This window comes from Agrobacterium pusense (assembly GCF_900102105.1).
Classification (GTDB): Bacteria; Pseudomonadota; Alphaproteobacteria; order Rhizobiales; family Rhizobiaceae; genus Agrobacterium; species Agrobacterium pusense.
The window spans coordinates 65,844-91,871 of sequence record NZ_FNBB01000006.1; the positions used below are offsets into that span (position 1 = coordinate 65,844).

27 protein-coding genes and 2 pseudogenes are annotated in these 26,028 nt (G+C 60.2%); 12 read left to right on the top strand and 17 right to left on the bottom strand.

The window, feature by feature from the left end; translation table 11 throughout:
- Positions 1-60 precede the first annotated feature (60 nt).
- The gene (locus BLU28_RS15260) at positions 61-291 is read left to right on the top strand and encodes a hypothetical protein (RefSeq protein WP_004444504.1); all 231 of its coding nucleotides are present in this window, start codon (positions 61-63) and stop codon (positions 289-291) included.
- A 40-nt stretch (positions 292-331) separates the two neighbouring features.
- Here BLU28_RS15260 and BLU28_RS15265 read toward each other — a convergent pair whose 3' ends face one another.
- Positions 332-529 carry a hypothetical protein gene (locus BLU28_RS15265; protein WP_022563908.1) on the bottom strand — a complete coding sequence of 66 codons (198 nt, stop codon included), beginning with the start codon at positions 527-529 and terminating at the stop codon, positions 332-334.
- 329 nt (positions 530-858) lie between these two features.
- Between BLU28_RS15265 and BLU28_RS15270 the strand changes: the two genes are divergently transcribed.
- Positions 859-1,665, top strand: a complete 807-nt coding sequence (locus BLU28_RS15270; protein WP_139190405.1) for a c-type cytochrome — start codon at positions 859-861, stop codon at positions 1,663-1,665.
- Between the two features lie 4 nt (positions 1,666-1,669).
- Here the strand turns inward: BLU28_RS15270 and BLU28_RS15275 are convergent, their stop codons facing one another.
- The 8 genes from BLU28_RS15275 to BLU28_RS15310 are packed head-to-tail and all read right to left on the bottom strand — an operon-like array spanning position 1,670 to position 9,762.
- Positions 1,670-2,077 (bottom strand): c-type cytochrome, encoded by a 408-nt coding sequence (locus BLU28_RS15275; protein ID WP_022563906.1) that lies wholly within the window; start codon positions 2,075-2,077, stop codon positions 1,670-1,672.
- Positions 2,058-2,945 carry a cytochrome c oxidase assembly protein gene (locus BLU28_RS15280; protein WP_022563905.1) on the bottom strand — a complete coding sequence of 296 codons (888 nt, stop codon included), beginning with the start codon at positions 2,943-2,945 and terminating at the stop codon, positions 2,058-2,060. The genes BLU28_RS15275 and BLU28_RS15280 overlap by 20 nt, the downstream gene beginning before the upstream one ends.
- The gene (locus tag BLU28_RS15285) at positions 2,933-3,244 is read right to left on the bottom strand and encodes a hypothetical protein (protein ID WP_022563904.1); all 312 of its coding nucleotides are present in this window, start codon (positions 3,242-3,244) and stop codon (positions 2,933-2,935) included. Before BLU28_RS15285 ends, BLU28_RS15280 begins: the two co-directional genes overlap by 13 nt.
- Entirely contained in the window at positions 3,241-3,843 is a 603-nt protein-coding gene (locus BLU28_RS15290; protein ID WP_022563903.1) for a cytochrome c oxidase subunit 3, read from the bottom strand. Before BLU28_RS15290 ends, BLU28_RS15285 begins: the two co-directional genes overlap by 4 nt.
- On the bottom strand, positions 3,840-5,750 hold the full coding sequence (gene ctaD / locus BLU28_RS15295) for a cytochrome c oxidase subunit I (protein ID WP_022563902.1): 1,911 nt from the start codon (positions 5,748-5,750) through the stop codon (positions 3,840-3,842). The genes BLU28_RS15290 and ctaD overlap by 4 nt, the downstream gene beginning before the upstream one ends.
- Entirely contained in the window at positions 5,750-6,742 is a 993-nt protein-coding gene (gene coxB, locus BLU28_RS15300) for a cytochrome c oxidase subunit II (RefSeq protein ID WP_022563901.1), read from the bottom strand. Before coxB ends, ctaD begins: the two co-directional genes overlap by 1 nt.
- Complete coding sequence (locus tag BLU28_RS15305; RefSeq protein WP_022563900.1) at positions 6,739-7,341, bottom strand: c-type cytochrome; 603 nt, start codon at positions 7,339-7,341, stop codon at positions 6,739-6,741. Before BLU28_RS15305 ends, coxB begins: the two co-directional genes overlap by 4 nt.
- Positions 7,342-7,359: 18 nt before the next feature.
- The gene (locus BLU28_RS15310; RefSeq protein ID WP_022563899.1) at positions 7,360-9,762 is read right to left on the bottom strand and encodes an FdhF/YdeP family oxidoreductase; all 2,403 of its coding nucleotides are present in this window, start codon (positions 9,760-9,762) and stop codon (positions 7,360-7,362) included.
- A gap of 204 nt (positions 9,763-9,966) precedes the next feature.
- On the opposite strand from BLU28_RS15310, the gene BLU28_RS15315 reads away from it, so the two are divergent.
- Positions 9,967-11,136: a zinc-dependent alcohol dehydrogenase gene (locus BLU28_RS15315; protein ID WP_022563898.1), complete on the top strand. Its 1,170-nt coding sequence runs from the start codon at positions 9,967-9,969 to the stop codon at positions 11,134-11,136.
- A gap of 9 nt (positions 11,137-11,145) precedes the next feature.
- Positions 11,146-11,940, top strand: coding sequence for an SDR family NAD(P)-dependent oxidoreductase (locus BLU28_RS15320; protein WP_077987605.1), 795 nt, complete (start codon positions 11,146-11,148; stop codon positions 11,938-11,940).
- 54 nt (positions 11,941-11,994) lie between these two features.
- Here BLU28_RS15320 and BLU28_RS15325 read toward each other — a convergent pair.
- Positions 11,995-12,239, bottom strand: a pseudogene (locus BLU28_RS15325) (hypothetical protein).
- Between the two features lie 187 nt (positions 12,240-12,426).
- Between BLU28_RS15325 and BLU28_RS15330 the strand changes: the two are divergent.
- The gene (locus tag BLU28_RS15330; protein WP_035209601.1) at positions 12,427-12,639 is read left to right on the top strand and encodes a hypothetical protein; all 213 of its coding nucleotides are present in this window, start codon (positions 12,427-12,429) and stop codon (positions 12,637-12,639) included.
- Positions 12,640-12,690: 51 nt separating this feature from the next.
- On the opposite strand, the gene BLU28_RS15335 is transcribed toward BLU28_RS15330, so the two are convergent.
- The 6 genes from BLU28_RS15335 to BLU28_RS15360 form a co-directional block, all read right to left on the bottom strand.
- Positions 12,691-13,350 (bottom strand): DUF6766 family protein, encoded by a 660-nt coding sequence (locus BLU28_RS15335; protein WP_173615968.1) that lies wholly within the window; start codon positions 13,348-13,350, stop codon positions 12,691-12,693.
- A gap of 138 nt (positions 13,351-13,488) precedes the next feature.
- Complete coding sequence (gene katE / locus BLU28_RS15340; protein WP_077987586.1) at positions 13,489-15,642, bottom strand: catalase; 2,154 nt, start codon at positions 15,640-15,642, stop codon at positions 13,489-13,491.
- A gap of 45 nt (positions 15,643-15,687) precedes the next feature.
- The gene (locus BLU28_RS15345; protein ID WP_006700454.1) at positions 15,688-16,290 is read right to left on the bottom strand and encodes a general stress protein; all 603 of its coding nucleotides are present in this window, start codon (positions 16,288-16,290) and stop codon (positions 15,688-15,690) included.
- 39 nt (positions 16,291-16,329) lie between these two features.
- On the bottom strand, positions 16,330-16,671 hold the full coding sequence (locus BLU28_RS15350; protein WP_077987585.1) for a hypothetical protein: 342 nt from the start codon (positions 16,669-16,671) through the stop codon (positions 16,330-16,332).
- 168 nt (positions 16,672-16,839) lie between these two features.
- Entirely contained in the window at positions 16,840-17,457 is a 618-nt protein-coding gene (locus tag BLU28_RS15355; protein WP_022563889.1) for a flavodoxin family protein, read from the bottom strand.
- 81 nt (positions 17,458-17,538) lie between these two features.
- The gene (locus tag BLU28_RS15360; RefSeq protein WP_022563888.1) at positions 17,539-17,946 is read right to left on the bottom strand and encodes a low affinity iron permease family protein; all 408 of its coding nucleotides are present in this window, start codon (positions 17,944-17,946) and stop codon (positions 17,539-17,541) included.
- 244 nt (positions 17,947-18,190) lie between these two features.
- Between BLU28_RS15360 and BLU28_RS15365 the strand changes: the two genes are divergently transcribed.
- The 7 genes and pseudogenes from BLU28_RS15365 (at position 18,191) to BLU28_RS15395 (ending at position 24,174) form a co-directional block, all read left to right on the top strand.
- Positions 18,191-18,394 (top strand): CsbD family protein, encoded by a 204-nt coding sequence (locus tag BLU28_RS15365; RefSeq protein ID WP_004444538.1) that lies wholly within the window; start codon positions 18,191-18,193, stop codon positions 18,392-18,394.
- Between the two features lie 234 nt (positions 18,395-18,628).
- Positions 18,629-19,779 (top strand): annotated as a pseudogene (locus BLU28_RS15370) (extracellular solute-binding protein).
- 32 nt (positions 19,780-19,811) lie between these two features.
- Positions 19,812-20,660 carry an ABC transporter permease gene (locus BLU28_RS15375; protein WP_004444540.1) on the top strand — a complete coding sequence of 283 codons (849 nt, stop codon included), beginning with the start codon at positions 19,812-19,814 and terminating at the stop codon, positions 20,658-20,660.
- 1 nt (position 20,661) lies between these two features.
- Positions 20,662-21,486: an ABC transporter permease gene (locus BLU28_RS15380; protein ID WP_004444541.1), complete on the top strand. Its 825-nt coding sequence runs from the start codon at positions 20,662-20,664 to the stop codon at positions 21,484-21,486.
- 9 nt (positions 21,487-21,495) lie between these two features.
- Positions 21,496-22,530 carry an ABC transporter ATP-binding protein gene (locus tag BLU28_RS15385; protein WP_022563885.1) on the top strand — a complete coding sequence of 345 codons (1,035 nt, stop codon included), beginning with the start codon at positions 21,496-21,498 and terminating at the stop codon, positions 22,528-22,530.
- Between the two features lies 1 nt (position 22,531).
- On the top strand, positions 22,532-23,368 hold the full coding sequence (locus tag BLU28_RS15390; RefSeq protein WP_077987583.1) for a glycerophosphodiester phosphodiesterase: 837 nt from the start codon (positions 22,532-22,534) through the stop codon (positions 23,366-23,368).
- Positions 23,365-24,174 (top strand): inositol monophosphatase family protein, encoded by an 810-nt coding sequence (locus BLU28_RS15395; RefSeq protein WP_072493736.1) that lies wholly within the window; start codon positions 23,365-23,367, stop codon positions 24,172-24,174. The genes BLU28_RS15390 and BLU28_RS15395 overlap by 4 nt, the downstream gene beginning before the upstream one ends.
- A gap of 39 nt (positions 24,175-24,213) precedes the next feature.
- Here the strand turns inward: BLU28_RS15395 and BLU28_RS15400 are convergent, their stop codons facing one another.
- Positions 24,214-26,025: an ABC transporter ATP-binding protein gene (locus BLU28_RS15400; protein ID WP_077987602.1), complete on the bottom strand. Its 1,812-nt coding sequence runs from the start codon at positions 26,023-26,025 to the stop codon at positions 24,214-24,216.
- Positions 26,026-26,028: the final 3 nt, after the last annotated feature.

Sequence of the window (26,028 nt, forward strand, 5' to 3'; positions counted from 1 at the left end):
ACTGATGGTTCGAGGGAACAGCATCGGCGTAAAAAGGTTAGGGACAGACAGGAGGATGCCATGACGAAGAAAGACAAGCTCGAGCAGATTCACAAGGACAGCGCGCCCCAGTTTGCTCCCGGCAAAAAGACCTCGACCAATAACGGCGTTGCGAGCGCGAAGCCGAGGGTCATCACCGGCTCGGACGACGCAACCGCCAACAAGCTACCACCAGGCACAAAAAAGCCGGAAAAAGACTGGGACATCAATTACGACGAGCGGGAAAGCAACGAGGGCGACTTTCGCGGCTAGAGGCGCGGCGCCCTTGCCGCGCCGAGTGTTCGCGAAGCGGCTACCGAGCCAGGTCCTCGACAACCAGTTCGATGGATTGCGGCTCGGCGCCCTCCTTCGTCTGCACGCTCAGAACACTTCCGGTGTTCAGCACGCCTTCGAGGAGCGTTCGACCGTCGATGGTGATTTTGACCACCTTGGGGGTTGCAGCCTCTATGTTCAGGCTGTTGCAGGTCTCGTGATCAGTTTCCGGGTCCACGTGCCGACCTCCATTGGGATTGAACGTGCCGGCCTAACCACGGTCGGCTCCGGTTGTTCCCGAACGGCGGCCATGACTGGCGATATGATCGCGCGGGAACCACAAACGGCATGCGAAGTTCGATAGAGGCGGATCAGCCGTGCGGCCGGACCCGGCGCAATCATAAAAGTATGCTCTGACGATGGACCTTTCCGATGATGGTTCGCGAGACTCCCGGTTTTCATCTGTCGGTTCAGGCAGGCCGCCTGTTGATATGGTGTCTCGCAGCGGCGGCCTGCCTGGGGGGCTGGCTTCTGACCACGCCGAAGCCGGTCTTCGGACCGAACGACATGGGATCATCGCCCGGCGATCCGCAGCAGGGAAGACTGGTATTTCTGGCATCAAGCTGCGGGTCCTGCCATGCCACGCCGGGACAGCCGGACTCGCTCGTGCTCGGAGGCGGATTGGCGCTTTCCTCCTCCTTCGGCGTTTTCCGTCCGCCAAATATATCCCCCGACATTGCCGACGGAATCGGCTCCTGGTCCGTTGAAGATTTCGCAAATGCGCTGGTCGCCGGCATATCGCCTGACGGCCGCCATTATTATCCGGCCTTTCCCTATACGAGCTATACGGGAATGAAGATCGAGGACATAAAAAACCTTTACGCCTATCTTCGGACCCTGCCGCCTGTTTCCGGCAAAGCGCCGCCGCATGACCTGTGGCCGCCCTTCAGGTTGCGCCGTGCCGTTGGCGTCTGGAAGCTTTTGTTCTTCGACGAGGTCGGCAAGCCGCAGGCCATCACCGGCGATCCCGCTCTTGATCGCGGCTCCTATCTGACGGAGACGCTTGCCCACTGTGCCGAATGCCATTCCAGCCGTAATATCTTCGCCGCCATCCGCCCGGAAACCCGTTTTGCTGGTGGTCCCGACGCGGAAGGCACGGGCTTTGTGCCAAACATCACGCCGACACGTCTCAGCACGTGGACGCAGACCGACATCTCCACCATGCTCGCAACAGGCCAGACGCCACAGGACGGACATGTCGGGTCCGCAATGGTGGACGTGGTCGCCAATCTTTCGCAGTTGCCACAGGAAGATCGCGACGCGATTGCCCGCTACATCAAGGCCTTGCCGGCAAGGCAAACCCCGCATCCGTGACCCGTCAGTGAGCATAAAGATAGGCCGCGACATGGCGCGCTTCGGCCTCGGTGATACCGGTTTCCGGCATAGCGCTCTGCCGCGAAAAATGCGTCGGCGAGACAATCCAGCGAATGAGGTTGTCCGGTGTGTTGTTGAGGCCGTCACCGATATAGACCCGCTGGCGAAGTGAACGTAGTTCGCCCCCCACCTTCCCGTCCGCACCGGCAACGCCGGGGATCGCGTGGCAGCCCGTGCAGCCGTAGCGCCGGAAAATCCCGGGCGCCAGGCGCGCATCACCGCCCGTCATTGCCGTGGCAACGGCGCCGCGCTGTGACACGTTCTTGACGATTGCGACCGCAATGCCCGTGGCAAGCGCCGCCGAAAGCACCGCAACGAGTATAAGGCAGGTTCTAGAGAAGGGACGCGCCATATCGGTCCTCCCTGCCCGACCGGGAAATCCACATCGCCAGCATCGCGAGCGCCGCCCCGGCATAGATGACACCACCGGGCACCCACATCAGGAGACCGGCAAGCTGCTGGTCCTCGAAGGGCGTCAGGCCCCATGCCGGCGCGTCTCGGGTCTGGGCCACGTAAATCACCTGTGGCGCAAGCGCGATCAGGGCGCCGAGAATGCTGGTATGCATCATCGTGACAAACAGGTGCCAGGCCGCAAGCCCCCGGTCCGCGCGCCAGAAAACTGCCCACCAGAACAGGATCGCTGTCAGAAAGAAAAAGAGATGCTGTATCCGGTGCAGCGGCACGTTGCTGACCGTCGCATCGAAGAGCGCAGGCGCATGCCAGCCCCAGATGGCAAGCCCGTGCAGAGATGTTGCCACACCCCCGCCGGCAAGAACATTCCATCCGGCACGAACGCGCCTGTCGGTCATCACCGCAGCCAGACGACGACGAACCATGCGCGGCATGCTCCAGAGAAGGATACCGACGGGGCGCGCCAGCACGATCAGCGGCGCGGCAACCGCCATTACCATCTCGTGCTCTATCATGTGGAATGTAAACAGGTGCTCGCCCATGGAATGGATCGGAGAGACAAGTGCAGCAACCAGAACAAGCCAGCCGCCGGAAAAGGCGAAGGCGGACCTCGCCATCCACCGGCGTGTGCCCGACCGTCTCCACAGCCGAAAAAAACCGGTACTGAAAAGGCCGGCTGCGACAAGCAGCGGTCCGATGATCCAGCCGTCGAAAGTCCATATCATCGCCGTCGGATGCGCCTCCCCCTCATGGGCCGAGAGCGGCCCGGCGCTGACCAGCAACAGAAAGATCAGTGTCAGCGCGTGCATGGGTTCAGCAGCAATGTCGCTGCCCCCTGAAGAAGGAGTGCGAAGGCAAAAACCAGCGCGACCAAGACGCCCAACGACGTCAGGAACACCGCCATTCGCGATGCCGTGGAACTCCGGCCCCTTTCCGAAAGAACGCCGCAGGTAACGGCTATCCCGGCAGAGAGGAAGGCGGCGGTGGCTGCAAAGCCCGTCCGGCTGCCGCAATCGACCGCCGGCAAGATCTGGCCGAGCTGCGTGTTGAACGCCCAGATCAGGGGAGCGCCGAACAGTCCGGCAATATCGAGGGTTTTCAGGGTCATAGCCGTGGTATCCAGTAAAGGCAGGCGTAAAGCGGAAACCAGGTCACGACGACAAAATTCCAGTAAAGCGCGTTGTCCTCCACATCGCCGTAACGGCGGGCGCTGTCGCCATGCCGGGTAAACATCAGGCAGGTCAGGACGATGGTATCGATGAGGTCGGTCAGAATATGGGTCGTGTGCAGTCCGAGGATCGTCCACACGATCGATCCATAGGCATTGTCGTCCCACTTCACCTGAAGGGCGGGGAATTCAAAGGCGCGCATCGCCAGCAGGACAAGCCCGATGGCAGACATAACGACTAAACCGAAACGGACGTGAACAAGCCGCCTCTGCCTGGCCCAGCGACTGACGAGGACATTCGGGACGACGCTGACGACAAGCAGCGCTGTCAGCACCGTGCCGGCTGAAAGATCCGGCGGCGGGGCGTCGATCGGCCATCGTAGTGCCAGGCTCATCAGGTAGAAATAGACGGCGACCGCCAGCGCGAAACCGGTTCCTTCGATCAGCATGAAGGCGCAGGTTCCCCACCATGTGGGGCTGGCGGTGCCGTTGCCGGACATCGGCAGCTTGGAGACATCGAGCGCGACACGTTCTTTCATGCTTCCTCCTCCGCCATTCCTTTCGGCCAGAACCAGCCGATCAGCGCTACAGCAATCGGGATCGATCCCCAGACGACTGCCCAGGGGGAGAACATGGACCAGATGAGCATGATGGACGTTGCGATGGCCGCCCAGAACGGCCACACGGAGTCCGTCGGGGAAGCCTCGCGGGCTTCGGGCAGCGCCTCGACGACGCTGGTGACCAGAATTTCACGGCGATCCACCCGCATCCCCGCGACAACAGGCAGTTCTCCGGTGTTCTCCCACAGTGGATCGCGGCTACCCACCACGGGTATGGAGCGGAAATTGAAGGGCGGCGGCGGAGAGGCGGTTGCCCATTCCAGCGTGGCGGCGCCCCATGGATTGTCCCCGGCGGGACGGCCTTTGGCGAAGCTTCGGACGACATCGATGAAAAAGACGAGAAAACCTGTCGCCAGCACGACGGCGCTGAGGCTCACGAAGAGGTTGAGGCCCGCCCATGGCATCTCCGGCTGATAGGTATAGATGCGTCGCGGCATTCCCTGCAAACCGAGAATATGCATTGGAAAAAACGTCAGGTGGAAGCCGGCGAAGATCAGCCAGAAGCTGATGCGGCCGAGCGTTTCGCTCATCATCCGGCCCGTCATTTTTGGAAACCAGTAATACACGGCTCCGATCAGGGGAAAAACGGCGCCCCCGATCAGGACGTAGTGAAAATGCGCGACCACGAAATAGGTGTCGTGAACCTGCGTGTCGAAGGGCACGGACGCCACCATGACGCCCGTCAGACCGCCGATGACAAAGGTGACGATGAAGCCGATGATGAAAAGAAGCGGTGTCTTGAAAACCGGCCGCCCGGCCCACAATGTTGCCAGCCAGCAGAATATCTGCACGCCGGCCGGCACGGAAATCGCCATGCTGGAGGCAGTGAAGAAACTTTCTCCGAGTTTCGGCAGTCCAGCCACAAACATGTGATGCACCCAGAGGCCGAAAGACAGGACACCGGTTGCGACAAGCGCCATAACCATGGGCATGTAACCGAATATCGGCCGGCCGACAAAGGCGGGCAGGATGGTGGAGACCATGCCCACAGCCGGCAGGAAGATGATGTAGACCTCCGGATGTCCGAAAAACCAGAAGACATGCTGCCACAGGAGCACGTCCCCTCCTTCGGCCGGATTGTAGAAATGGGTGCCGACGAGACGATCCATGATCATCGTGGAACTGGCGAACATGATCGCGGGCATGGCGATGATGACGAGAAAGGCCATGACCACCATTGCCCAGACAAGAAGCGGAATTCGATCGAGCGACATGCCGGGGGCGCGCTGCTTGAAAACCGTCACCACGATTTCCACCGCAATGGAGAGCGCGGAAAGCTCCGTAAAGGTTATCATCTGCGCCCATATGTCGGCGCGTTTGCCGGCGCCATATTCCGGACCAGCGAGCGGCACATAGGCGAACCAGCCGACATCGGGCGCGCTGTCCAGCACGAACGAGACCCAGAGAAGCAGCCCGCCCACAAGGAATACCCAGTAGGAATAGGCGTTCAGCCGGGGAAAGGCGATGTTGCGCGTCCCGACCATCAATGGCACGAAATAAACCGCCATCGCCTCCATGACCGGCACGGCGAAGAGGAACATCATGTTCGCGCCATGCATGGTGAATATCTGATTATACCGGTCCGGGTCGATAAAACGCGCTTCGGGCGTTGCCAGCTGCAGGCGCATGACGAGAGCAAGCAGGCCGCCGAGTATCAGGAACACGAAGGCCGTGACAATATATCGCCGGGCCACCACCTTGTGGTCGACAGTACCAATCGCGCCCCAGAAACCGCGGCTCGACCCCCATGTTTTTTCGAGCGCGCTCTCCATGCCGGGAACCGGCAGATCGGTATCCATGAGGACGGAGGCCTGTTTTCCCGCCATCAGTCGAGCCCCTCCATATAGGCGGAAACCTGCCGCAACTCTTCCCCGGTGAGCGGCACCAGCGGCATGTTGTTGCCCGGTTTCAATGTTTGTGGATCGGCGATCCATGCCGCAAGCGAGCCGCGTGTGGTCTCCAGCAGGCCTGCGCCGATCGTACGGCGGCTGCCGACATGGGTAAGATCAGGCCCCGTGGTGCCGGCGGCCGGCGTTCCCCTGACGGTATGGCAGGCGGCGCATTGCTTGCGCAGGAACACGGCCTTCCCGGCCAGAGCATCGGCGTCCTGCGGCATGGCGGCCTCCGCCTTCTGCTTATTGGCCCACCGGCTATAGGACGCCTCGTCATCGGCCATGACCATGAAAGCCATGTGGCTGTGCTGAAGGCCGCAGAACTCCGCGCATTGGCCCCGGTAAACACCGGGCCTGTCAGCGCGAAACACAAGCTTATTCTCCCGTCCCGGAACGAGGTCCATCTTGCCGGCAAGGCTGGGCACCCAGAAGGAATGAATTACATCCGGGCTTTCGAGCAAGACCCGGACATTCCGCCCGACCGGGATGTGCATTTCGTTGGCGGTCTGAAAACCGCCATCCGGTGTGGCATCTTCGTATATGAACTGCCACCACCATTGCTGGGCGCGAACACGTATCGTCAAGTCTGCCTCGCCGGTGAAGCTGATGGCCCGGGTTGCAAGAAAGCTCGCAAGCGTCAGGCCGGCGACAATGAAAACCGTCATCATGACCGCGCCCGTGACGAAAAGCTGCAATCGCTTGTCACTTGCCGTCTCGTCCTGCGCCGCCATCCGCCGACTTCTGACGAGAGACAGGATCAGGATCGCGATCACTGCCAGCCACACGACGAGGCTCACCGCCACGATGAAGAGGATCAGGTGCTTCAACATCGCCGCTGACGGCCCTGCAGCGTTCAACGCCGACTGAACGTCGCCGCACCCCGAAAGCAGGGTAAGGACAGCAAGGAGAGCAGCGACCGTCTTCAAGGCACCGGCTCCTCCGGTCTTTTCCACGCCGACCCTTCGTTGAAGAAAATGACAGCAGGCGCCCGGTTCTCAGCCGGACGTGTCTGACGGTCGTCATTACGGGCCGGGGCCGCCACCGATGGCGAATAGGCCCCGATGGTTCTCACATATCCCGCGAGCTGCCAGATCTCTTCAGTCGTCATCTTGGTGCGGAAAGGAGGCATCCCGTGCGGCCGGCCATCCCTGATCGACGCCGCGACAGAGACCATGGATGGGCCATAAATCCATTGACCGTCGAGAAACGATGGACCTTTTCCGCCTTCACCTTCACCGTGGCAAGCCGGGCATCCGAACCATGAATAGAGGCGTTTCCCTTGGGAAAGATCATAAGCACCGTTTTCGAACGGCCTGCCGAGAGCAAAATAAACTTCCGGCGGCGCGCCGGCCACGGGAACGGGCATGAAGCGCAATCGCTCAAGCGCTGCCGTTACCGGAGGGTCGCTGCGGAATGTTCGCGGTTCACGCCAGTAACCCATGATCGCCGCTGCCCCGATCAAAGAACCGCTGAGAGCGGACCATAGAAGTGTCGCTGAACGATTGGCCTTTTCCGTCCTCCGCATCCCGCACCTCGAGTATCCTCAGTTGGAAGGAACTGTGGTTGACGGCGTCAATCGGACGGGCAGCAGCTTGTATGATGGCGTCTTTGCTTTCGGACTATGATGGCTCAGCGGAAACAACGGGTTGGTTTCCGGAAAATAACCAGCACAACAGCCATGGGGAATATCATAAGCAACGATCCTGAACCCGCGGACCGCCCTTGGCGTCTGCGGCTCGATTGCCGTGACGATATCGACGATATCGCCGTCGGCAAACCCGAGCAGGGCGATATCATCGACATTCATGAACAGAACCTGCCGCGTTCCTTCCACGCCGCGAAAACGGTCGCTGTAGCCGTAGACGGTCGTGTTGAACTGGTCGTTGGATCGCAACGTCGACAGGTGCAGGACGTCCGGACCCGACGCCTCAGGCGGAAATTCGGGGAACAGGCGGTCGGGGGTCAGGAAATTCGCCTTGCCGCTTGAGGTTACCCATTTTCGCTCCCTTGCGGGCAATGGGCGCGGGATGCCGCCGGGTTTGAAAAGCCGTTCGTTGAAGTTCCTGAAGGTTTCCGGATAGGTTTGCTCTATGGCGTCGCGAATGCGCGAATAATCGTGAACCCATTGCTGCCAAGGCACGTTGCCGCGCGTCAAGGTCGCCACGGCCATGCCGGCAATGATCGCCGGTTCCGAGAGCAACTCCCGGCTGGCCGGCTTTGCCCTGCCACGCGAACCATGGAAATGCGCAACGGAACTTTCCATGGAGACGGCCTGGGGGCCTGTCGTCTGTTCATCGATTTCGATACGTCCGAGACAGGGAAGCAAAAAGGCGATCTCGCCATGGATGACGTGGCTGCGATTGAGTTTTGTTGCGATCTGGACCGTCAGCCGCAGCTTGCGCCACGCGGCTTCCATCGCCTCGGTTTCCGGCGCTGCGCGCAAAAAATTGCCGCCGAGGCTGATGAAAGCCTTTGTTTCCCCGGCGAGAATGGATTTGCAGCTGTCGACCGTTGAGTGGCCTTCCCACGTGGGCGGCTGGAACTGGTATAGGTCGGCAAGCTTGTCCAGCGGCACGAGGCCGGGTTTTTCCGTAATGCCGACGGTACGCTGGCCCTGCACATTCGAATGGCCCCTGACGGCACAGATATTTGCACCGGGCTTGCCGATATTGCCGCGCAGCAGCGCGAGGTTGGCAACCATGTGAACGTTCTCCACGCCCATCACATGCTGGGTGAGGCCCATGCCATAGACCATCATCACCGCGTCGGAATCCGCATATATGGCGGCGGCTTCCATCATCTCCTCGCGGGTCAGGCCTGAAACGCGCTCCAGCTCCTCCCATTCATGGCGGCGGGCTGCGGCGGCGAAATCGTCAAAACCTGCCGTGTGCTCGGCAAGAAAATCATGATCGAGCACATGCTTCTTGTCAGCCGCGGCAATGGCGGCGGCAAATGCGACCGCCGCCGCATTGGCCGGATCGCGCGGCTGCCCATCCGAGCCGGAAACCTTGCTTGCGCCACTCGCATGCAGCACGTCGTCTGCCTCGATAAGCGCCTTGCAGATACCGAAAAGGGCAGCGATATCGCCGCCATTCTTCACCTGGTAATATTTCGTCGAGATCGGCGTCGCGGGGGTCCCCAGCATCTGGCCGGGCGACTGCGGGTTGACGAAGCGCTCCAGCCCCGGCTCCCGCAGCATGTTGAATGTCAGTATCTTCACGTCGCGGTCGACCGCATCCTGCAGATCGTGCAGCAGTCGCGGCGAGGATGTTCCGACATTCTGCGCCATATAGAAAATGCAGTCGCAATTCTGGAAATCCGAAAGGATCGCCGTTCCCACGGAAGCACCGATGCTTTCGGGCAGGCCGACGGACGAGCTTTCATGGCACATGTTGGACGAGTCCGGCAGATTGTTACTGCCATAGATGCGGGCAAAGAGCTGGTACATGTAGGATGCTTCCAGCGAGGCGCGGCCTGAGGTGTAAAACTCTGCCTGCTGCGGCGCGATGGCGCGCAGCTCCCGGCCTATCTCCTCGAATGCGGCCTGCCAGCTGACCGGCAGATATCTATCCGTGGCCGCGTCCCAACGCATCGGCTGGGTCAGCCTGCCCTGTTCTTCCAGATCGTGGTCGCGCCAGCCTTCCAGTTCGGCAAGGGTGTGTCTGGCGAAAAACGCGCTGTCGGCGCGTCGGTTCGTTATTTCCCACGCGGTGGCTTTCGCACCATTTTCGCAAAATTCCAGGGGATGGGTCTTGGCCGGTTTCGCCCAGGCGCAGCTGACGCACATGTATCCCTGCGGCTTGTTCTGGTGTTTCAGCAATGTCGGACCGGACAGGGGAACATGTTCCCTCAACAGCACCTCTCCCACCGACTTGGCCGATCCCCAGCCGCCGGCCGGACCGGGCTTAAACCCGATATCGGGAGCTGCCTTGCGTCGTGATGTCATGATCGATGAACTCCCGAATTGCTGAGCAACCGAACCTCTGAAAGCGCGGCGGGTTTCCGTTCTCTAAAAAAATTCTGCCCTGCCTTGTCGCCGGGAGCGAGAAGGTCCCGGTGCCGCGGGGAACTTTCGCGCGGACACCCGGTTAGGCACCCGCTCGACAAAGGGCGGCTTCTGACAACCCAGCAGACAATGAAGGTGAGCGACATGAAGGCACTGACCTGGCACGGCAAACACGACATTCGCTGCGAAAGCGTTCCCGATCCGAAAATCGAGCATGGGCGCGATGCGATCATCAAGGTCACGGCCTGCGCGATCTGCGGCTCAGACCTCCACCTCTATAATGGCATCATGCCGGACATGCACAGCGGCGACATCATGGGCCACGAAACCATGGGCGAGGTGGTTGAGGTCGGTAAGGACAATACCGCGCTCAAGGTCGGAGACCGCGTCGTCGTCCCCTTTACCATCGCCTGCGGCGAGTGCTTCTTCTGCAAGCGTGGCTATTATTCCGGCTGCGAACGCAGCAATCCCGATCCGCACAAGGTGCGGAAGATGTGGGGCAATTCGCCTGCCGGCCTGTTCGGTTACACCCATCTTCTCGGTGGCTTCAGCGGCGGCCAGGCGGAATATATGCGGGTGCCTTACGCGGATGTCGGGCCAATAAAGGTTCCGGACGGCCTGACCGACGAGCAGGTCCTGTTCCTGTCCGACATCTTCCCGACCGGCTATATGGCCGCGGACTTCTGCAACATCCAGCCGGGCGATACGATTGCCATCTGGGGCTGCGGTCCGGTGGGTCAGATGGCGATCCGTTCCGCCTTTCTCCTCGGTGCGGAACGGGTCATCGCCATCGACGCCGTGCAGGAGAGGCTTGATCTCGCGGCGTCAGCCGGCGCGATGACACTCAATTATCTCGACGAGGACATTTACGACCGCATCATGGAGCTGACCCATGGTCGCGGCGCAGATGCCTGTATCGACGCGGTAGGAACGGAGCCCGATCCCGCGGCAGGATGGGATTCGAGGATCGACCGCATCAAGGTCGCCACCTTCATGGGGACCGACCGGCCGCATGTCCTTCGTCAGGCAATCTATTGCTGCCGCAATTTCGGTACGGTCTCGCTGGTCGGCGTCTATGGCGGTCTTCTTGACAAGATTCCCATGGGCTCCGCCATCAATCGCGGCCTGACGTTCAAGATGGCGCAGACGCCCGTTCAAGCCTACCTACCCAGCCTCATGGGCCGCATCGAAAGAGGCGAAATCGACCCGTCCTTCGTCATTACCCATCGCGCCACCCTCGATGAAGGACCCGACCTCTACAACACCTTCAGCCACCGCGACGATGGCTGCATCAAAGTCGTCCTGAAGCCATAGGAGATGATCATGAGCAGGGAAGAATCCACCAAGGGCCTTGCGGTCGTCACCGGCGCTTCGTCCGGCATCGGTTATGAACTCGCCCGATGCGCCGCGCAGGATGGTTACGACCTCATCATCGTGGCCGATGAAAATGACATCGATGCCGCGGCCACCCGGCTGCGCGCGGCCGGCACGCAGGTGGAAGCGGTGCGGGCCGATCTTTCGACACAGGCGGGCGTGGAGGAGCTTCTCGCCCGCATCACCGCCTCGTCGCGGCCAGTCGATCTTCTGTTCGCCAACGCAGGACAGGGCCTGGGCGATGGCTTTCTCGATCAGAGAATGGAGGACATCCAGCGGGTCATCGCCACCAATATCAGCGGCACGATTGCGCTGGTTCATGCCCTTGCAGGCGGGATGCGCCAGCGTGGCAATGGACGTATCCTGTTTACGGGTTCCATCGCCGGTTTCATGCCGGGCACGTTTCAGGCGGTCTATAACGCCACCAAAGCGTTTATCAATTCCTTTTCCTTCGCGCTGCGCGAAGAGCTCGATGGCACGGGTGTGACGGTAACCTGCCTAATGCCGGGCGCGACGGACACGGAGTTCTTCGAGCGTGCGGACATGCTTGACACCCCCGTTGGCAGACAGAAGAAGGACGATCCCGGTTTCGTGGCCAAGACCGGCTATGAGGCGATGATGAATGGTGAGGGCGATGTCGTGTCCGGCTGGAAAAACAAGCTGATGTCGGCGATGGCCAATGTAACGCCGGCGGAAACGCTCGCCAGACAACATCGCAAGATGGCAGAGCCGGATGGGAAATAGCCTCGCAGCACCTTCGGCGCCATGAAGCCACATCCGGCCCGGCCGGACTTCACCTCAATCATCCGCGCCGCGCTTGTGGTGCGGGCTTTCCTGATTTTCACCGCGCAGCATCTGGCGATCATCCTTATCCGTTAATTCCGCATTGCCACCGCGAAGTTCTCCGCCCCTCGGCGGGCATCCCGTTCTTCCTTCGACCGCTTCAGCTCCGCCTCGGCGTTAAAATCATCATCGGCATTAGCGGTGTTCTCGCGTTTTTCGATGATGCGGAGCTGTTGTTCATGCGTTTTTGGACCGGCCATCGTTGCGCCTCCTGTCATCTGTTCGTGCGTCCGCGCCGTCGTTCAAGACAAAGCCCCTTTCCCTGCGATCACGAACCACGGAGGGCGACAGAAGTTCCGGAACGAAAAGGCATGGGGGAAGTTCGGGAGCGACGGGTGGCGGCCTCGACTGCCGCAGCAGCCCATCCGACGCCAAGAGGAGGCGATTATGGCACATGCAGACAGGAAACACTTCGGAAAAGGCACGCAGGGGAAAGGTACCGGCGCAGGCGCAATGACCGAGCTGGACAAGGGAAGCATTGAGGAAAACCAGATCCTTTCCAACCGCGACAAGAAGCAGCATTCGAAAGAGCGGGGCCAGGACGGTGCCGCCATCAAGACCGATCAGGAACAGGACCACGCCGCCAACAGGCGTCCCTAGGATAAACGCTGACGGGGGCGGCCAGACTTTGGGATCCACCCCCTCTGCCTTTCACCCGCCGGTCTCGCTATGGGGTGCTGCCACAGGCTTGGATTCGGGCGACCGCCTGAACCGCAGGAAGATGGACAGGACGATCAGGACAGCGGTGGAGAGGAATTCCGACTGCCAATTCTGGAAGGACTCGAACCAGAACTTAACGCTTCCCAGATGCGCCATCAATGTCGTCGCAGGTTCGCCATGCAGGCGTGCCTCCACTGCCGCGGCATCGGCGCTGTATCTCAGATGCAGCAGGAAGCTCGCTACAAAAAGAACAAACAGCGCCACGCCGAGCGAATAGGAATAGACGACGCGAATGATGCCGCCGGCCCTTACCGGCCATGGTGCATCAGGGTCGTTTTTCTTGCGTGAAGGGTCCTCGTCTTGCGCTGTCGGCTCATCGGGATCCTTGGATTCTGCGGACCCGCGCTGGAACAGGAATGCCGTCAACACCACATAGGCCGACATCTGCAAAAATTCGCTTTCCCAGTTTTCGAACAGCGCCGAAAGGAAATGCCCGCTCGTGGCGTAGGATAAAAGCGTGAGTGGTTTATCGTGATGTTGCACGAGTTCATCATTGTGAACGACCCAGCCTGTGGCGAACATGCCGCCGATCGTCAGCAGTGATGCAAGGACAAGGACGATGGTCAATCCGTTGTCGCGGACAAGCTTCATAATCAGACCTCGCTTTGGACAAGACCTCCGGGTGAGAAGTGCCGCCAAATGTGGCGGCACTTTCGTCTGCCGGTGCTGCGGCGCACTGGCCGCGGGCGCGGCGCTCCCTTAAACGATGAGGGCACGCCGCCGGTTGCGTTATCCGTTAGCGACAGGGACTGATGCCTTCCCAAGCTTGACCGATGGTTCGCGCGCCCAAACGCGCAACTTGCCGAGTTCGGAAACAAAGGCTGCCAACCCGTCTTCTCCCGGCAGAGGCAAGACGCCCTCATCCATGGCATCGGCAATTCCGGCCTTTTCCAGCAATGGCAGGGCCGACTGGTCATAACCGATGAACTTGCAGTGCTGGAACGCATCCGCGACAAAATCACGGGCCGTTGCTTCCTTGACGAGATCGTCGATGGCCTCTGCCGATGTCAACAAGGCCACCGCATCAAAGAGAACCGAAGGACCGCCATCGATCATGTAATGCGCTTTGATGAGAGTGCCGTCCGAAGCCACGGCGCCCCCGACTTTAGGCGCGATCAACTCGAAGACGGCCTTCTCGGCCGTAACAGACTCGGTCAGCCCCTGCAGCAATTTTGCGTCGACGCCATCCGTAATGAGAATGCCGAGCTTTCGTCCTTCGAAACGTTGCGGCCCTCGATTGACGATGCTGAGGGCGGGTGAGGGCTCCAGGTCCTGTCGGGTCGGCACTGCCGCCTCCGCCGGTTTAGGCATCGTCTGGAAACCAAGCTTCTGGGCAACGGTCGACGCAAGCGTTTCATCGATGTTGAGGAGGTGTGACACCATCCGTTCACGTATGGCGACCGTCTCCACCCTGCTCAGCTCGAAAGTGAGGGCGGAGGCGATATGGCGCTGTTCGGGAGGAGTCTGGCTGAGATAGAATTGCCTCGCCTGACTATAGTGATCTGCGAAGCTCTCCGGCCGCAATCTCGCCTTGGCGCCCTGCTCTTCGCCTGCAAAATGTGTAAAGCCGCGCGCTGGCGATTCTCGCGGGCCTTCGCCAAAGGAGTTTGGCTGATAATTGGCGCGCCCGGTTGGATTGCGCATCGCCATGTGGCCATCCTGCTGGAAATGCGCGAAGGGACACTTGGGCGCATTGATGGGCAGGTGCGTGAAGTTCGGCCCGCCGAGACGCTTCAATTGTGTATCGAGATAGGAGAAATTTCTTCCCTGCAGCAGCGGGTCGTTACTGAAATCGATTCCCGGCGGCACGTTCTGCGTCATGAACGCCACCTGTTCGGTTTCGGCAAAGAAGTTGTCTGGCATGCGGTCGAGAACCAGCCTGCCGACCGGCTGCGGCGGCAATATCTCCTCGGGAATGATTTTGGTGGGATCGAGGACATCGAAATCGAAGCTTTCGGCGAAATCCTGGTCGAAAAGCTGGACCTGCAACTCCCATTCCGGAAAATTGCCGGACTGGATGGCCGCCCAGAGATCGCGACGGTGGAAATCGGGATCGGCACCATTGATCTTCACCGCCTCGTTCCACGCCACGGACTGGAGACCCAGCTTCGGCTTCCAGTGAAACTTCACGAAAGTCGACTGGTTTTTCGCGTTGATGAAACGGAAGGTGTGCACGCCGAACCCTTCCATGAACCGGAACGACCGCGGAATGGTGCGGTCGGACATGATCCACATGACCATGTTCATGCTTTCGGGCGTGAGGCTGATGAAATCCCAGAACGTATCATGAGCCGTTTGCGCCTGCGGAAAGTCGCGGTCTGGCTCCTGTTTTGCGGCATGGATGAGGTCGGGAAATTTGATGGCGTCCTGGATGAAGAATACCGGGATATTGTTGCCGACGAGATCCCAGTTGCCTTCCTGCGTATAAAGCTTGACGGCGAAGCCGCGCACGTCGCGCGCAAGATCGAAGGAGCCCTTATTGCCGGCCACGGTCGAAAAACGCACGAAAGCGGGGGTTTTTTCGCCCGCACGCTGGAAAAGATCCGCTTTCGTGTAGGCGGCCAGGGAATCGTAGGTCTCGAAATAGCCATGGGCCCCATAACCGCGGGCGTGAACGACACGTTCTGGAATTCGCTCATGATCGAAATGAAAGAGCTTTTCCCTGAAATGGAAATCGTCCATGACAAGCGGGCCACGAGGACCGACGCGAAGCGTATTCTGGTCATCGGCGACGGGCCCGCCCTGCGCGGTCGTCAAGACGGGTGCGTCGCCTTCGGCGGTCTGGTGCAACTCGCCGCCCTCGCCGCGGGAAAGTTTCTGGTCGTGGATCGTAACAACGTCGATTTTTCCCGCCGATGCGGTGGTTTCCGGTTTTTTGGCCATGGTAACTCCTGAAAGCTTTTCGGTGGGCGGTGAGGAATGCTCCTGTCAAAGCGCCGAGCGGCGATATCGGTTCCGCTCCTGCTCAACATCTTCAGCGGCGTAGGGCCTCGACGTTTCGTCAAAACGCGTCCAGCCCTCCTGACCATAGGCCGAACGCCGTTCGAAGGGGTCGACCCAATTCGAGCGTCGGAGGATAGCCTCCGCCTCAGGCACGAAATCGTCTTCAACCCGCGCAGTGACTAGAGTTCCGCCTCTGCGCACGCCCTCCGCATAGACATTGGCGTCCTCTTCCGAAACGCCTGAGCGGGTCATGGCTCCGATCAATCCGCCAGTGGCTCCTCCGGCAACAGCACCGCCTGCCGCACCGACGGCGGTGGCGGCCAGCCAGCCAGCGGCGACGACGGGTCCGACACCGGGTATAGCCATCATGCCGAGGCCCGTCAGCAGGCCGCCGGCGCCGCCGACAATGGCCCCGATGCCGGCACCGGTGCCGGCACCTTCAGCGGCTTTGCTGTCCTCGCCGTGGCGTCTGTCGGCGTTACTGGCCACAATGCTGATGTCGCTTGAGGGGATGCCCGCGCGCTCGAGTTCGCTGACGGCGTTACTCGCATCATCATAATCATCAAAAAGTGCAGTTACGGTTCTCATCATGTTTCTCCCAAAAGTCCGTGCGCTTAAGTCCTGCCCTCACCTGGCGACAACGTTGCCCTGGTAATCGAGTGCTATGGCCACGGTTTTTCCGTCTTTCATTCCCGATGCCATCCACACGCCCTTGTCATTCTTGGTGAGGCCTGTGATCCCGGTGTAACCGGACTCCTCCATCCGCTTCTTCGCCTGCGCCTCCGTGAAGCTGTTGGCGCCTTCCACCGGAGCCGTCGGGCTTTTCGTGTCCGGCGTCACAACCGCCGGCGTATCACCACCGGGATTGGCTGTCGGAGCCTGCTGGGCAAAGGCCGAAACAGCCCCTGCTCCAACAAAAACGCCATGAAAAAAGTCTTCTTCATTTGGGTCTTCCTCCCTTTTCACCATCGGCCATACTTCCCGTCGGAGGCGGTGCCTTTCCGGCCCGGGAAAGGCACCTTCCGAACGAGGCGCGAGGCGGAGAGTTCCAAAAAATAATGAGGGGTGCCGCTTGAACCGTCGCCTTTGCGCGGCGACCGAGGCGGTGCCTGTTCACCAGCCGGAACAGGACCCGCGCTACTGATCGCTGCCGGGATACGGGGAATTCCTGAGAAGAGCCGCCAGGTGCGCGGTATTGCGCACCAGCATGCTGACCATGGTTTTGACGGCATCGGGCGTCTTGTCCAGATCGACGAAATTCGTCGACCCCATGGCTTCCCCGACCCAATAGGCAACCGCATTGGCCGGGATGGTGAAGCCGACGTCATTCAGCGCCTGAAAGAGCTCCGCCGAGACATGGTGGGCGCCGTCTTCATTTCCGACAACTGCGACAGCCGCAACCCGGCCATAAGAAACCATCCGACCCTCATCATCGGTTTCCTCCAGGAATGCATCCATGCGCTCCAACGCTCTCTTGCAAACGCTCGAAGGTTGGCCAAGCCAGATCGGTGTTCCCATGAGCAGGATATCGGCCTTCAGTATCTTTTCCCGAATGGCCGGCCAGGCATCGCCTTCGCCCTCGTCTGAACTGACGCCCGGCTTGATATCGTGATCGGCGAGCCTGATCGTCTCGGCCTTGATATCCTGGCTGGCGAATTCCCGTAATATGAGGTCTAGCAGCTTCTCGGTGGAGGATGGTTCGGACGTGGCCGACGGTTTGAGCGTCGCGTTCAAAGCAAGAACGGTGAGTGGCATGGTAACTCCTTCTGCCATACGGTCTTTCCAGGGTTTGGAAAGTGTTGTGAACAATGATCGGCCATCGATCAGGGCCGGTGACTAACGCCGGGAAAGCAGACGATCCATGGCGTGATGGGGCGGCGGCTTGTGGCTTTCCCGCCCGTTTTCTTTTTCGAGACGGGTCCGGATCTCCTCGATCTCGTCCTCTGTCAGATGCTCGATGCCGATGAAGTCGGCGCGCGCCTGCTCTACAGCCCGCAGCAACTCGTCCAGTTTCGCCTCCATCGCGGCGGAATCCCTGTTCTGGGAATTCTGTACGAGAAAAATCATCAGGAAGGTGACGATTGTCGTGCCGGTGTTGATGACGAGTTGCCAGACCTCGGAAAAATCAAACAGGGGTCCGCTGATGCCCCAGATGAGGACGGTGGCGAGCGCCACGACAAAGGCGCTGGGCGAACCTGAGAAAGATGCGATACGGCTCGCAAAGCGAGTGAAGAACTTGTTCATGACACGCTGAACCCTGCGGCTCGACACGAAAGCAAAGCCCGGTAAGGACCGTCGCTTTCCAGTGAAGTTAACAATCGAGGGCAGCGATTGTTCCGTGATGTAGAAACACACACAGAAAGGAATTCCGTGCCGCGCTTTATCTTCGCCCAATGTTTCAAGCCCGGGTGAGATGTTCGCGTTTTGCCGGAACCCGATCTGCCTTCGCACATTTACAGGTGCAGACCAAAAACAGTGGGAGGATCCAATGGATTGGAATCGTGTTGAAGGCAACTGGAAGCAGATGAAGGGCAAGGTCAAGGAGCAGTGGGGCAAACTCACCGACGACGATCTTGACGTCATCAACGGCAAGCGCGAACAGCTGGAAGGCAAGATTCAGGAGCGTTACGGTTACGAGAAGGACCGCACCCGAAAAGACATTGACGACTGGTATGGTCGCCAGACCTGGTAACGGAAACCCCGCTTCGGCGGGGTTTTTCTTTATGCTCCGTCGCGAATAAGCGCGATATGAGCGCGCGGCTCCGAGGCGGCGCGGGCGGACTGTCACGAAAGCGTTATGGAAAGACATTAGAACCGCCGCCGGCTGGTCCAAAAATGCACGGCTGTGCAACGACCGGCCTGCGCCTACCAGCCCCTCGGGCAGCGCTCGACAGTTCCACTCGCGCCGACAATATCGGAGACATAGATGAAACGCCGCACCTTTATGATGTCCGCCGCAGGCGCCGCCGCCGGTCTCGCCCTTGCACCGCGCATGAGCTTCGCCGCTGCGGGCACGATCGACTGGTACACCAGTTCGGATACAAACATCCTCGATTTCTGGTCCAACACGATCAAGCCCGCCTTTGAAGCCGCCAATCCTGGCCTGAAGCTCAATCTGGTCGACGCCGGCGACGGCGCCGGCATTATCGCCATCGGCGAGCGCGCCGTTGCCGCGAAGCAGACCGGTACCGATCCGCAGGCCGATTATTTCGAAACGGCCGATCCACTGCTGCCTGCCGGTGCCATCGAAGCCGGTATCTATGTGAACATGGCGAAGGCCGGGCTTTCCAACTATTCGCGTGTCAACCCGCTCGCTATCCAGAGCGAGTACAGCCTGCCCTATCGCGGCAGCCAGGTCCTGCTCGCCTATGACACGAGCAAGCTGAAGCCGGCGGATGCGCCGAAGACATGGGATCAGCTCGTCAGCTGGATCAAGGCCAATCCGGGTCAATTCGTTTACAACCGCCCCGACAAGGGCGGTTCGGGCGGCAATTTCGTTCGTCGCGCCATCCATCAGGCGAACGGCCTTGATCCCAAGGCATTCATGTCGACAATTACACGCCGGAAGCAGGCGACAAGGCCCTCGGCAAGGCATGGGAACTGCTCAAGGACATCGCACCGTCGCTTTACGACAAGGGCGCCTACTCGTCCGGCAACACCCAGTCGTTGCAGCTTCTTTCCCAAGGCGTCGTCACCATGACCCCGGTCTGGTCCGACCAGGTGCTTCAGGCCATCGACCAGGGCGTTCTGCCGAAGGAAACCGGTCTGGTGCAGCTTCAGGATCTCGCGCTGTGCGGCAATTTTTCGCGTGCCGTCGTACTGGCGAACGGCGCCAATCGCGATGCGGCCCTGAAGCTCGCGAATTTCGTGCTGTCGGAAGAAATCCAGGGGGCAATCCTCACCGAACTTGGCGGCTTTCCCGGCGTTTCCTGGGACTTTGTGCCGGCAGAACTGCGCAAGCGTTTCGCCGACATCATCCCCCAGACTATTCCAACCTTCCCGGCCGGTAAATGGGAAACCGCCATCAATGATGGCTGGTATCGCAACGTCGCTCCCAACGTTGACCGCAAGTCGTGACCGAAGTCGCAGAAGGAGCGGCTCGCCCGCTCATGGACAATACGTCAGGCAGGAGGCCAAGCGGCCTCCTGCTCGTTGCCATACCCGTATTCCTGATGATCTGGCTCGTTATATGGCCAGCGATCAACGCCATCGGCCGCACTGTCTGGCGCATCGACGCCAATGGTGAAACGCGTTTCGACCTTTCCAGCTACGCTTTTTTCTTCTCGGACCGCTACAGTCTCGACAATCTTGCCGTGACATTGTGGACGACGATGGTCTGCGCGATCCTCCTGCTGGTCATCTGCCTGCCGATCGCGCTTTACCTGCGCTTTTCGCAGGGCCGCCTCTCGGCCTACGTGCAGGCGCTGGCCATATTCCCGATGTTCGTGCCCTCCATCATCCTCGCCTTCGCCTTCATCCGCGTTCTCGGTCCGAACGGCATGGTTGACATATTGCTCAACGCCGTCGACCTGCCGAAAATCCGCACGCCCTATCTCACGCCCTGGGGACCCGTCATCGGTCTTGTCTGGGACAATATTCCGCTGACCGTGCTTATCCTGCTCGCGGGGCTTGGAAGCGTTGCCAACCAGTCGGTAGAGGCGGCGCGGGATGTCGGCGCAAACGCGCTGCAGGTTTTCTGTCACATCATCCTGCCACGCATTACCAATTCCATTCTCGTGGCGCTTTCCTTTTCGGTGCTCGGCATTTTTTCCTCCTTCACCCTTCCATATCTTCTCGGACCGGCATCTCCCGAAATGCTTGGACCTTTCATGCAGCGCACGCTGCGCGAAGTGCAGGATCCCATCGGCGCCATGACACAGGCCGTCATCGCTTTCGGTTTCTGCATTGCTTTCGGCCTGTTTTATGTGCGTTCGGTCGCGCGCAACCAGGGGAAATGACATGACGACGATGACGCGGGCTCGGGCCCGCATGGACTGGCCCGGCATTTTTTTTGCTACGCTTCTCACCATCGCCATCGTCGGGCCGCTGCTTGTTGTGGGCACATGGGCATTCACCGAGGTCTGGCGTTTCCCCAATGTCATCCCACAACAGTTCGGTTTCCGGTTCTGGGGCCAGACACTTGGCCGCGCTGACGTGTGGAACGCTTTGATGCTGAGCCTGCGGCTGACGACGGTTGTGACGCTGCTTTCGGCGGTGATCTGCCTTCCTGCCGCATACGCCTTCGCGCGTATGAGCTTTCCCGGCCGCAACCTCCTGTTCTTCTCCTTCCTCGCCGGCCACGCCTTCCCGAAATTCGGGCTTCTGGTGGCAATTGCCGCCATTTTCCTGCAGCTCAACCTCATCGGTACCTTCTGGGGCGTCGTTCTCATCCAGCTGGTCGGCACGCTGATGTTCATGATCTGGATTCCCGTGGCGGCATTCCAGGCCGTCGATCGGCGCATGGAAGAAGCCGCCCGGGATGTCGGCGCCAGCCCGCTCAGGGTCTTCTGGTCAATTACCCTGCCACAGGCGGGACCGACTATTGCCGCCGCCGTTATGCTGAGCTTCGTTGGTACTTTTTATGAGACCGAAGGTGCATGGCTGATCGGGGCGCCCGGCATTCGTACGATGCCGGTTTTGATGATCAGCTACATCAACAACCAGATGGTCATCCAGTATGGTGCAGTTCTGTCCGTCCTGCTCTGGGTGCCGTCCTTCATTGCCCTCATGTTTGCCCGCCGCGTCATCGGAGGCGGCGCATTTGCCCGCGGTTTCGGCGGTTAGGAAATCTACATGTCCGTACTCCACATTCGCCAGGTCACGAAAAGCTTTTCGGGTGGCACCAATGCAGTCGACAGTTTCTCGCTCGATGTCGCTGATGGCGAACTCGTCTGCCTTCTCGGCCCCTCCGGTTCGGGAAAATCGACGTTGCTGCGCATGGTTGGCGGGTTCGAGCAACCGACAGGCGGGCAAATCACCATAGATGGCGAAGACGTCACCCGCCTGCCTCCGGAGCGGCGGCCGACCGGCATGGTATTCCAGAGCCACGCGCTCTGGAGCCACATGAATGTGTTCAAAAACCTTGCTTTCGGCCTCAAACTGCGCCGCATGCCGGCTGCCGTGATCAGGGAGAAAGTGGAGGCCGTGCTCGAACTCGTCGGTCTCTCCGGTTATGGCGAGCGAGCCACGAGCCAGCTTTCGGGCGGCCAGCAGCAGCGTGTGGCGCTTGCCCGCTCGCTGGTTCTGGAGCCGAAAATCCTGCTTCTCGACGAGCCTTTCGCCAGTCTCGACCAGCATCTGCGCGAAAGGCTGCGGGAAGAGGTTCGGGATATCCAGCAGCGTCTCGGCATCACCACGCTGTTTGTCACCCACGGTCAGGACGAGGCGCTTTCCATGGCAGACCGCATCGTCGTGATGGCGAATGGCAAGACCGAACAGATAGACCGGCCGAATGTGATCTACCGGGAGCCGAAGACCCCGTTCGTCGCCGGCTTCATCGGCACCATGAACCTGATTGAGGGCATGGTTTCAGGTGGGAACTTCATGCGCGCTGGCTTCACCTTTCCGCTTCCCGTCTCTGATGGCCCGACCATTCTCGCCGTTCGCCCGGAAGCCATCGATCTGGCGACCTCCGAAACACCGGAGGGGAGTGTGCACCGGGTGACGGATTATGGCACCCATGGCCTTGTCGACCTTGATCTGACCGATGGTACCAGGATCAAATCCATGGTCTCCCATCCGGATATGTTCCGGGCGGGACAGGGGGTACGGATTTCGCCCCGTTCCATCACGGCCTATCGCGACAACCGCCCGATCTACCGGAGCTGACATGACCCATCCGATACTCATCGACCGCAACGGCCACAAAACCTGGCTCAAATGGCACCGCGGCCGCCGCCGTGCTTCCGATCCGGTCTTTACGGGGGAGCGCATCATCGAAGCGATGCGGCTCGGTGCAAGCATCGAAGTCGATCTCGTCATTCATGCCGATCACGGTTGCGCCGTTTTGCATGACCGGACGCTGGAGCGGGAAACCACTGGCACCGGCCGGGTACGCGATACATCCGCCGCAACCCTGCGACAGCTTCACCTGCGCGATAATGACGGCCAGCCAATCGCTTCGAAAGTGATGTTGCTCGAAGACCTTTGCGCCCTGCTTGCGGACGACACCGTTCATCCCGACGCCCTGCTACAGCTCGATTTCAAGGAAAACCGGCAGGCGCTTGCCCCACAGATGGTCGCCGGCTTCGGGATAAGCGTTTCACCTATCGCAAAGTCGGTGATCCTGTCAGGCGGCGATTTCGACGCTATTACCGCGCTGGCTGGCTCGGCCCCCGGCCTTCGCACTGGCTATGACCCCTGCCATCGCGGCACCCTTGCAGAGTTGCAGGCAAGCGGAAACTATCTGGACTTCATCGAAGACGCCCTTGCCACAGCACCCCATGCGGACATGATCTACCTCGCGTACGAGATCGTGCTTGCAGCTGCGGATGCTGGTGTCGATATCATCGCCCCGATTCATGCCGCGGGCCGCCGTGTGGATGCTTGGACGATCAACAGCGTCACGCCGCAATCCACTGATGCAGTCGAGCGGCTCTTGAGGCTGAAGGTGGACCAGATCACCACCGATGACCCGGAAGGGCTCGCAGAGGTTTTCAGCAAATGACAGTCAATTACAGCGCCATCCTCGAGCACATGGTCGCCACCGCCCGCGAAGCCGGCGCATTGACGCTCGACCATTTCCGGCGCTTTCGCGACATCGAGATCGGCGTCAAGGGTCCGGGAGACTTCGTTTCCGACGCCGATAGGGATTCCGAGACGCTGATCCGAAAGCGTCTGCTCGGCCAATATCCCTGGGGACTGACCGGCGAGGAATTTGCGCCTGTGGAAGGAGCCGATCAGGATCATCGCTGGCTGGTCGATCCAATCGACGGCACCACCAATTTCCTCTTCGGCCAACATTACACGATCACCATCGCGCTTAGGCGCGGCAACGAGACCATATGCGGACTGGTCTACAATCCCGTCTCCGGCGAGATGTTTACGACGATCAAGGGGGAAGGCGCCTATCTCAACGGCGAGCGCCTGCAGGTCAATGCCAGCACCGATGTTGCCTTGATGTGCGTCGGCACCGGCCTGCCGACGCCCAATCTCCAGCTTTATCCAGGCGCCTATCAGCGCCTCGACGCAATCCGCGCCCCCATCGGCGCGGTCCGTGTGGTCGGTAGCGCCGCCAATTCATGCGCTTACGTGGCCTGCGGCCGGCTGACCGGTTATTATGAGGAAACCGGTTTCGTCGACACCGCAGCCGGCATCCTGCTGGTGCAGGAGGCGGGCGGAATCGTGACCGACTGGTGGGGTCGCGGTCCGGAATTCTACGAAAAGACGGGCACGCTGATCGTCGCCAATCCCGCGACCCATGCTTACCTGATGGAGCACCTGCGAGGCGTCCCGTTCAAGAACCCGGCATAAAGGCTTCTTCTTCGAAGCACTGATACCGCAGCAACCGCCTCAGGCCGACTGCACCAGATGGCCGGGCGATACCGTCCTGTAGGTTCGCGCGGGTGTTTCATATCCCATTGCCCGTATCGGGCTCTTCAGCTCATCATTGGATATGCCGCGCCTTATTCCCCGTCTTGACGGATCGGGCACTGGCACTGCCGCCATCAGCTTTTTTGTGTAGGGATGCTGCGGATTGTCGAAAATAGCCGCCCGCGGGCCGATTTCGACAATCTCGCCCAAATACATCACCGCGACACGATGGCTGACACGCTCCACCACCGCCATGTCATGGCTGATGAAAAGAAAGGCGAGGTTGAGGCTCTGTTGCAGGTCTAGCAGCAGGTTGCACACCTGCGCCTTGATCGAGACATCGAGCGCCGACACACTTTCGTCGGCGACGATAACCTTCGGATCGAGGGCAAGCGCACGGGCAATGGCGATACGCTGGCGCTGGCCGCCCGAAAATTCATGGGGGTAGCGCTTGGCCATGTCGGCTGAAAGCCCGACCTTTTCGAGAAGATCGGCGGTCTTTTCCTTCGCCTGTTTCGTGGTGCCCAATTTATGCTTGATGAAGGGTTCGGAAATTGCCGTACCCACCGTCATGCGCGGATTGAGCGAGGAGAACGGGTCCTGAAAGATCATCTGCACGGATTTGCGCATGTTGCGGAGCCCGACCGTATCGAGACGCATCACATCATAACCATCGAGTGACACATCGCCGGACGACGGCTCAACAAGCCGCATGATCGAGCGGCCGGTGGTGGATTTGCCGCAGCCGGATTCGCCCACAAGCGACAGCGTTTCACCCTGAAAGAGATCGAAGGAGACGTTTTCAACGGCGTGAACCGCACCCGTCTGGCGCGCCAGCAGGCCGGACCGGATGGGAAAACGTGTCACAAGATTCTTCACCGACAGGACCGGCGTCTGACCGCTCGCAACGGTCTCGGCCACCTCCTCCGGCTCAGTCGAAAGACCGGTCTTCATGTCGAGCACGGGAAAACGCGTCGGCCAGTGCCGGTCACGCATCGAGCCGAGCTTCGGCACCGCCGAAAGCAGCGCCCGTGTATAGGGATGCTTGCCGCGTTTGAATATCTCCTCGGTCGGCCCGGTCTCGACCTCGTCGCCGCGATACATCACGATTGTCCGGTCGGCGATTTCGGCCACGACGCCCATGTCATGCGTGATGAAGAGCACCGACATGCCCTCCTCTTCCTGCAGCAGTTTGATGAGGTCGAGGATCTGGCCCTGAATGGTCACGTCGAGCGCCGTCGTCGGCTCGTCGGCGATCAGCAGCTTCGGTTTGGAGGCGAGCGCCATGGCGATCATCACGCGCTGGCGCATGCCGCCTGAAAACTGGTGCGGATACTCGTCGAAACGGCCCGCCGCGTTGGGAATTCGGACCTTTTCCAGAAGCCGCACCGTCTCGGCCCGCGCCTCGTGTTTCGAAAGCCCCTTATGGCGAATGAGAACTTCCGAAATCTGGCGGCCGATGGTGAAGATCGGATTGAGCGACGTCATCGGCTCCTGAAAGATCATCGAGATATCGTTGCCGCGTACACCGCGCATTTCCTTTTCGGAAAGCGAAAGCAGATCGCGGCCGTTAAGCAGCACCTCGCCTTCTATCCGGCTGGAGGCCGGCGCAAGCAGACGCATCAGCGACAGCGACGTCACGGATTTGCCGGAACCGGATTCCCCGACAATGGCGACGGTTTCACCGGGCGCGACATGAAAGGAGACATCACGCACGACACTCTTCCAAGCGCCATCGACGAGGAAGGAGGTGGTGAGGTTGCGGACGGAGAGGACTGGATTTGTTTCCATGGT

Excerpts from the sequence above, each read along its gene's own strand:
- BLU28_RS15350 (WP_077987585.1), bottom strand. The coding sequence starts at position 16,671 with ATGGTGAAAAGGGAGGAAGACCCAAATGAAGAAGACTTTTTTCATGGC.
- BLU28_RS15385 (WP_022563885.1), top strand. The coding sequence starts at position 21,496 with ATGTCCGTACTCCACATTCGCCAGGTCACGAAAAGCTTTTCGGGTGGC.
- BLU28_RS15355 (WP_022563889.1), bottom strand. The coding sequence starts at position 17,457 with ATGCCACTCACCGTTCTTGCTTTGAACGCGACGCTCAAACCGTCGGCC.
- BLU28_RS15400 (WP_077987602.1), bottom strand. The coding sequence starts at position 26,025 with ATGGAAACAAATCCAGTCCTCTCCGTCCGCAACCTCACCACCTCCTTC.
- BLU28_RS15335 (WP_173615968.1), bottom strand. The coding sequence starts at position 13,350 with ATGAAGCTTGTCCGCGACAACGGATTGACCATCGTCCTTGTCCTTGCA.
- BLU28_RS15390 (WP_077987583.1), top strand. The coding sequence starts at position 22,532 with ATGACCCATCCGATACTCATCGACCGCAACGGCCACAAAACCTGGCTC.
- BLU28_RS15375 (WP_004444540.1), top strand. The coding sequence starts at position 19,812 with ATGGACAATACGTCAGGCAGGAGGCCAAGCGGCCTCCTGCTCGTTGCC.
- BLU28_RS15345 (WP_006700454.1), bottom strand. The coding sequence starts at position 16,290 with ATGAGAACCGTAACTGCACTTTTTGATGATTATGATGATGCGAGTAAC.
- BLU28_RS15275 (WP_022563906.1), bottom strand. The coding sequence starts at position 2,077 with ATGGCGCGTCCCTTCTCTAGAACCTGCCTTATACTCGTTGCGGTGCTT.
- BLU28_RS15290 (WP_022563903.1), bottom strand. The coding sequence starts at position 3,843 with ATGAAAGAACGTGTCGCGCTCGATGTCTCCAAGCTGCCGATGTCCGGC.
- katE (WP_077987586.1), bottom strand. The coding sequence starts at position 15,642 with ATGGCCAAAAAACCGGAAACCACCGCATCGGCGGGAAAAATCGACGTT.
- BLU28_RS15280 (WP_022563905.1), bottom strand. The coding sequence starts at position 2,945 with ATGCACGCGCTGACACTGATCTTTCTGTTGCTGGTCAGCGCCGGGCCG.
- BLU28_RS15320 (WP_077987605.1), top strand. The coding sequence starts at position 11,146 with ATGAGCAGGGAAGAATCCACCAAGGGCCTTGCGGTCGTCACCGGCGCT.
- ctaD (WP_022563902.1), bottom strand. The coding sequence starts at position 5,750 with ATGGCGGGAAAACAGGCCTCCGTCCTCATGGATACCGATCTGCCGGTT.
- BLU28_RS15260 (WP_004444504.1), top strand. The coding sequence starts at position 61 with ATGACGAAGAAAGACAAGCTCGAGCAGATTCACAAGGACAGCGCGCCC.
- BLU28_RS15305 (WP_022563900.1), bottom strand. The coding sequence starts at position 7,341 with ATGCGGAGGACGGAAAAGGCCAATCGTTCAGCGACACTTCTATGGTCC.
- BLU28_RS15365 (WP_004444538.1), top strand. The coding sequence starts at position 18,191 with ATGGATTGGAATCGTGTTGAAGGCAACTGGAAGCAGATGAAGGGCAAG.
- BLU28_RS15395 (WP_072493736.1), top strand. The coding sequence starts at position 23,365 with ATGACAGTCAATTACAGCGCCATCCTCGAGCACATGGTCGCCACCGCC.
- BLU28_RS15270 (WP_139190405.1), top strand. The coding sequence starts at position 859 with ATGGGATCATCGCCCGGCGATCCGCAGCAGGGAAGACTGGTATTTCTG.
- BLU28_RS15330 (WP_035209601.1), top strand. The coding sequence starts at position 12,427 with ATGGCACATGCAGACAGGAAACACTTCGGAAAAGGCACGCAGGGGAAA.
- BLU28_RS15380 (WP_004444541.1), top strand. The coding sequence starts at position 20,662 with ATGACGACGATGACGCGGGCTCGGGCCCGCATGGACTGGCCCGGCATT.
- BLU28_RS15285 (WP_022563904.1), bottom strand. The coding sequence starts at position 3,244 with ATGACCCTGAAAACCCTCGATATTGCCGGACTGTTCGGCGCTCCCCTG.
- BLU28_RS15315 (WP_022563898.1), top strand. The coding sequence starts at position 9,967 with ATGAAGGCACTGACCTGGCACGGCAAACACGACATTCGCTGCGAAAGC.
- BLU28_RS15310 (WP_022563899.1), bottom strand. The coding sequence starts at position 9,762 with ATGACATCACGACGCAAGGCAGCTCCCGATATCGGGTTTAAGCCCGGT.
- BLU28_RS15360 (WP_022563888.1), bottom strand. The coding sequence starts at position 17,946 with ATGAACAAGTTCTTCACTCGCTTTGCGAGCCGTATCGCATCTTTCTCA.